Genomic DNA, 5192 nt, shown 5'->3' with positions numbered 1-5192 from the left:
CCGGCTGGCCAGACGCCGGTAGGCCGCGGCCGCGCCCGTCATGTCGCCTTCGGCCAGGGCCTCGATCCCCTGCCGGACATCGTACGGAGACTCATCGGGGAACACGACGTTGGCCACGGCGCCGTAGTCGAGTTCGATAATCGAGTTCTCGTGGAAGTTTTCCATCCAGGTCGATAACTCGCTCAGGTCCGCCAACAGATCGAGTTCCGGCGCAGCAGCGACAAGGTTGGTGCTGGCCTCCGCCGCCCGCTCCACTGCCTGGGTTAACGGAGCCGAGATACGAACGGTGAGAACCCGGCCGTGCTCTTCAACAACCTCGGAGTGGTCGTCCTCGTGGATCAGGGCGAACCAGCTGAACGGCACGCCCCAGGTCGCGGCGCGGGTGTGGATCTTGTCGATCGAATCCGCGAGCTCGTCCGGATCGAGCCGGGTCTGGTGGGCCTCCCTGGCCGCCTCCGGCAGCAGGATGTTGGCCAGCGGCCCCTTCATGTTTTCGATCAGCGTCTCCGCGGCCAGCGTGCTGCGCACCGACAGCTGACTGGGGCAGTAAAACGTTGACGTGATGCCCTCGGCCGAGGGGTAGTGCAGCACCCGGACGTCATTGGTGGACCGGTGCGGAAAGGGGTCGGCAACCGTACGCGCGATCCGGCTCAGTGAACTCTTCGCCTCGGTGGCGTCGACGTCGGCCCTGTTGCGGTAACGCTGTTCCGTGAAGGTGAGCTGGTCCTCGTCGGAAAACGCCTCCAGCGGTTCGAAAATGCGCAGATTGGAGACATAGGGGAAACCCTTGAAGTGGTCCTTGCCGCCGTCGTTATCCCCCGCCATCTACTTAACCCAGCTCCACAATGACGGGCGCGTGGTCCGATGGGCCTTTACCCTTGCGCTCCTCGCGGTCGATCATTGCCCCGGTGACACGGCCGGCCAGTGCGGGGGAGGCGAGGATGAAGTCGATGCGCATGCCCATCTTCTTGGGGAAGCTCAGCTGCTTGTAGTCCCAGTAGGTGTAAACGCCAGGGCCGGGTGTATGCGGGCGTACGACGTCGGTGTAGCCCGCCTCGGCGAAGGCTGCGAAGGCCGCCCGCTCCGGTTCGCTGACGTGGGTGGCGCCCTCGAACGCGGCCATGTCCCACACGTCGTCGTCCTGCGGGGCGATATTGAAGTCGCCCATCAGGGCGATCTGCTGCTCCGGGTCCTCGCTAAGCCATTTCGCAGCGTGGTCCTTGAGCATGCCGAGCCAGGACAGTTTGTATGGCATGTGCGGGTCCCCGACCGCGCGGCCATTGGGCACGTAGAGGCTCCAGATCCGGATGCCGCCGCAGGTTGCCCCGATCGCGCGGGCCTCCGCCGTCGCTTCCTGCTCGCCCTTGCCGAAGGTGGGCTGGTCCGGGAAAGTCCGTTCGACGTCCTGCAGGCCCACCCGGGAGGCGATTGCGACGCCGTTCCACTGATTCACGCCGAAATGGGCGATCTCGTAGCCGTTGTTCTCGAACAGCTCCCAGGGGAATTTCTCGTCGTTGGATTTCGTCTCCTGCATCGCGAGCACGTCGACGTCGGAGCGCTGCAGCCAGGCTTCGACACGGTCGGCCCGGGCACGGATGGAGTTCACATTCCAGGTAGCAATCTTCACATCCGCTACGTTACCGCGATTGCCCGGCATTTGAGGTCAGCACCCATAGTAGGTACATTCTGCCGGCGCCGGCTGGCATGATCGCAGGTATGGAGATTCTCAGCAGCAGGATCCTGCTCCGGTCGGCCGACCCGCAGGGCAGTCAGCGGTTCTTCCGGGAGGTTCTCGGCCTGGCCGTCTACCGCGAATTCGGCAGTCCCGGGCACCCCGGGATGGTTTTCTTCCTCGGCAACGGCTTCCTTGAGGTGTCCGGACACCAGAAGGACCACCACGCGGCACAGGCTCGCAATGCCGGAGGAACGCCGGGCTCGGGTGACGACGGCGGGGCAATGGGTGCCGCCGGTACCGCGCTGTGGTTGCAGGTCCGGGACATCGAGGCCGAACACGAGCGGCTCAGGACAGCAGGAGCCACCATTACGCGTGGGCCGAAACAGGAGCCATGGGGGCTGGTGGAAATGTGGCTGGACGGACCCGACGGCGTGCGGATCGTCGTCGTCGAAATTCCGGAAGACCACCCGCTCCGCCGGGACCAGCGGTAACTGTTTCCAATTCCCCACCGGATCCGTGCCTTCGCTGCCCGCGATCCCGCTGGTTCAGCCCCTTACCGCTCACCGCACCGCGAGTAAGCCCCTCGCCTGCGCGCGATTCCGCCGGTTCAGCCCCTTAGCCGCTCACCGCACCGCGAGTCAGCCCCTCGCCTGCGCGCGATTCCGCCGGTTCAGCCCCTTAGCCGCGAGTCAGCCCACTGCAACCCCCTGACTGGCGGCTTATGGGCTGATTCGGCGCTTGGGCTGCGGAGCCGGGTGCAGGTTTGGGGCTGACTCGCTGTCGGACCGCGGTCGCTGCGGCTCCGGAGCCAGCCTTGACCTCAGCGGGCCAGCCGGCGGTAGGCAGAGCCGTGATGGACCAGAGGATCCTGGGTCTGCGTGCCGGTGGCATCGCGGCCCATGGAAACGACCTCGCCAATCACCAGCAGATGCGTGGCCGCTTCGTGGATCTCCACGGTGCGCAGTTCGAAGAAGGCCAGCGCGCCGTCGATAATCGCCGAGCCGGTTGCGGGACCGCGCCGGTAGGGAACCTGGTTCAGGAGTCCGTGGAGCGGCGTTCCGGGACTGGCCAGCCAGTTGGCGGTGCCCTGGTGCTGACTGCCGAGCAGGCTGAGCGTCCACACGCCGGCTTCCGAAACAGCATCGGCGATGCGGGCGCCGTCGAACAGGCTCACCAGCATGGTGGGCGGATCGTAGGAAACGGAAAGGTATCCGGTCACGGTCGCGGCATAGTCGTGGCTCCGCAGGCGGGTGGAAATGATGGCGACGCCGGATGCGATGTCGGCGCTGAGCGTCCGGTAAAGGTCGATACTTGCCTGCGATGGCTGTTCTGAATCGAGCTGGTGGGCATTCAGTGTTCCGGAACTCTCCATCCAGCTACTATTACAGCTACCGGACGGCATGGGCGAGGGTGGGGGGAGATGGATCTGGGGTCACAACCGCTCGGCGCGGTCTTCCTCAACGAGCTGAGACAATCTGGCTGATCCAAACGACTGCGGAAGCGGGACGACATCGGCCAAAGAGCCTTTGCCGGGCGTCAGTTTTCCTCGGCAATGAGCTGTTCTCTCCATGTGAGCATTAATGCCACCAGGTATCGTCGATGGCCACGGGCAGGGTCCGCTTGTGGCGCGACGCCATGAAACGGTGTTCCAGCCGTTCGGCCGCCCCCGCGCCGATGTCCTTGCCTTCGAGGTAGTCGTCGATGTCGTCGTAGGAGAGTCCGAGGCTTTCCTCATCCGTTTGCCCGGGATCTTCGTCCAGCAGGTCGGCCGTCGGTTTCTTCTCGTAAAGCCGCTTAGCGGCGCCGAGTTCCTTCAACATGGCCTTGCCCTGCCGCTTATTCAGCCCGGACAACGGCAGGACGTCTGCAGCGCCGTCGCCAAATTTGGTGTAAAAACCGGTTATGGCCTCGGCCGCATGATCGGTGCCGATCACCAGCAGACCGTGCTGGCCTGCCAGCGCGTACTGGGCGATCATCCGGGCCCGTGCCTTGATATTTCCCTTGTTGAAGTCCGTGATTTTCTCGCCGGTCGTAGTGCGGTATTCGTCCTCGAAACCGTCCACGCCGGGAGCGATGTTGTACGTCCACGACGTCTTGGGCTTAATGAAGTCCAGAGCGAGCTGGGCGTCGTCCTCATCGTGCTGCACCTTGTAGGGCAGCCGCACGCCGACGAAGTTCACCTCCAGGCCCTTTTCGCCGAGCTCATCGACCGCCAGCTGGCAAAGCTTACCGGCCAGAGTGGAGTCCTGTCCTCCGCTGATACCGAGCACATAGCCCTTCACGCCGGTGGATTTCAGGTAGCTCTTCAGGAAAGTGATCCGACGCCGGATTTCCGCCTCCGGATCGATGGACGGCTGTGCGCCGAGTTCAGCAATAATCTGAGCCTGAAGTTTCCGCATGCACTAAGCCTACTGGTGATTGATCACAGCATCGAGCCCGCAGTAGATGTCGTTCCCAGCTCTGAAAACAGCACCTAATGCGGACTCGATTCGCGCGTGCCGGGAAGGAGACTATTGCTTGAAGGCGGCGTCGAAGGAGGTTTCGGACGGGGCGAAATCGAACTTCTTCAAAAAGGCGAGGGCTTCCGGTGCACCTTGAAGCCGGTCCATGCCCGCATCCTCCCACTCAACGGAAATCGGTCCGTCATAGCCGATGGCGGTCAACGCCCTGAAGCTTTCCTCCCACGGCACATCCCCGCGTCCGGTGGAGACGAAGTCCCAGCCGCGTCGCGGATCGCCCCACGGCAGATGCGAGCCGAGGCGGGTGTTCCGTCCGGTGATCCGCAGCTTCGTGTCCTTGCAGTCCACGTGATAGATCCGGTCCTTGAAGTCCCAAATCAGGCTGACCGGGTCGATGTCCTGCCACATCATGTGGCTCGGATCCCAATTGATGCCGAACGCCTTACGGTGTCCGATGGCCTCCAGCGTCCGCACGGTCGACCAGTAGTCGTACGCAATCTCGGACGGGTGGACCTCATGGGCGAAGCGCACGCCGCACTCGTCGAAAACGTCCAGGATCGGATTCCAGCGGTCGGCAAAGTCCTGATAACCGGCGTCGATCACGTCCTGTGAAACCGGCGGGAACATTGCCACATACTGCCAGATGGAAGAGCCGGTGAAGCCGACGACGGTATCGACGCCGAGCTTCTTCGCCAGCCGTGCGGTCAGCTTCATCTCTTCGGCCGCCCGTTGGCGCACACCCTCCGGATCGCCGTCGCCCCAGACTTTTGGCCCGACGATGTCCTTGTGCCGGAAGTCGATCGGATCATCGCAGACCGCCTGGCCCTTCAGATGATTGGAGATGGCCCAGACCTTCAAACCATTCCGTTTCAGGATCTCCAGCCGGTCCTGGATATAGTCATCGTCGTCCCAGCGCCACGCGTCCAGATGGTCCCCGGAAACCGCGATCTCCAACCCGTCATAGCCCCACTGGCCGGCGAGTTCGGCGACCTTCTCGAAGGGCAGATCGGCCCACTGGCCGGTGAAAAGAGTGTAGTTGCGTGGCATCTGTGCTCCTT

At 63.6% G+C, this 5192-nt stretch carries 6 protein-coding genes; 1 reads left to right on the top strand and 5 read right to left on the bottom strand.

All coding sequences use genetic code 11. The annotated features are described in order from the left end of the window. Together Y707_RS31535 and Y707_RS0114200 are read right to left on the bottom strand one after the other, a co-directional pair. Positions 1 to 825 (bottom strand): DUF8083 family protein (locus tag Y707_RS31535; protein ID WP_026535574.1); only part of this gene is annotated, 825 nt, incomplete at its 3' end. A gap of 4 nt (positions 826 to 829) precedes the next feature. Next, positions 830 to 1627: an exodeoxyribonuclease III gene (locus Y707_RS0114200; RefSeq protein ID WP_026535573.1), complete on the bottom strand. Its 798-nt coding sequence runs from the start codon at positions 1625 to 1627 to the stop codon at positions 830 to 832. Positions 1628 to 1716: 89 nt separating this feature from the next. Here Y707_RS0114200 and Y707_RS0114195 point away from each other — a divergent pair, with 89 nt between their 5' ends. After that, positions 1717 to 2166 (top strand): VOC family protein, encoded by a 450-nt coding sequence (locus Y707_RS0114195; RefSeq protein WP_026535572.1) that lies wholly within the window; start codon positions 1717 to 1719, stop codon positions 2164 to 2166. Positions 2167 to 2495: 329 nt separating this feature from the next. On the opposite strand, the gene Y707_RS0114190 is transcribed toward Y707_RS0114195, so the two are convergent. The 3 genes from Y707_RS0114190 to Y707_RS0114180 all read right to left on the bottom strand — a co-directional run bounded on the left by Y707_RS0114190 (position 2496) and on the right by Y707_RS0114180 (position 5181). Beyond that, a complete protein-coding gene (locus tag Y707_RS0114190) occupies positions 2496 to 3047 on the bottom strand; it encodes a flavin reductase family protein (RefSeq protein ID WP_026535571.1) in 552 nt (183 codons plus the stop codon). Positions 3048 to 3252: 205 nt separating this feature from the next. Further along, positions 3253 to 4074: an NAD(+) synthase gene (gene nadE, locus Y707_RS0114185; RefSeq protein ID WP_026535570.1), complete on the bottom strand. Its 822-nt coding sequence runs from the start codon at positions 4072 to 4074 to the stop codon at positions 3253 to 3255. Between the two features lie 111 nt (positions 4075 to 4185). Continuing rightward, positions 4186 to 5181, bottom strand: a complete 996-nt coding sequence (locus tag Y707_RS0114180; protein WP_026535569.1) for a sugar phosphate isomerase/epimerase family protein — start codon at positions 5179 to 5181, stop codon at positions 4186 to 4188. Between the last annotated feature and the right edge of the window lie 11 nt (positions 5182 to 5192).

Source organism: Arthrobacter sp. H14 (genome assembly GCF_000520495.1).
In the GTDB taxonomy this organism is placed as follows: domain Bacteria; phylum Actinomycetota; class Actinomycetes; order Actinomycetales; family Micrococcaceae; genus Arthrobacter_C.
The sequence above is the reverse complement of the archived record's forward strand: the minus strand, read 5'-3'. Positions and strand labels throughout refer to the sequence as shown.

Excerpts from the sequence above, each read along its gene's own strand:
- Y707_RS0114195 (WP_026535572.1), top strand. The coding sequence starts at position 1,717 with ATGGAGATTCTCAGCAGCAGGATCCTGCTCCGGTCGGCCGACCCGCAG.
- Y707_RS0114190 (WP_026535571.1), bottom strand. The coding sequence starts at position 3,047 with ATGGAGAGTTCCGGAACACTGAATGCCCACCAGCTCGATTCAGAACAG.
- nadE (WP_026535570.1), bottom strand. The coding sequence starts at position 4,074 with ATGCGGAAACTTCAGGCTCAGATTATTGCTGAACTCGGCGCACAGCCG.
- Y707_RS0114180 (WP_026535569.1), bottom strand. The coding sequence starts at position 5,181 with ATGCCACGCAACTACACTCTTTTCACCGGCCAGTGGGCCGATCTGCCC.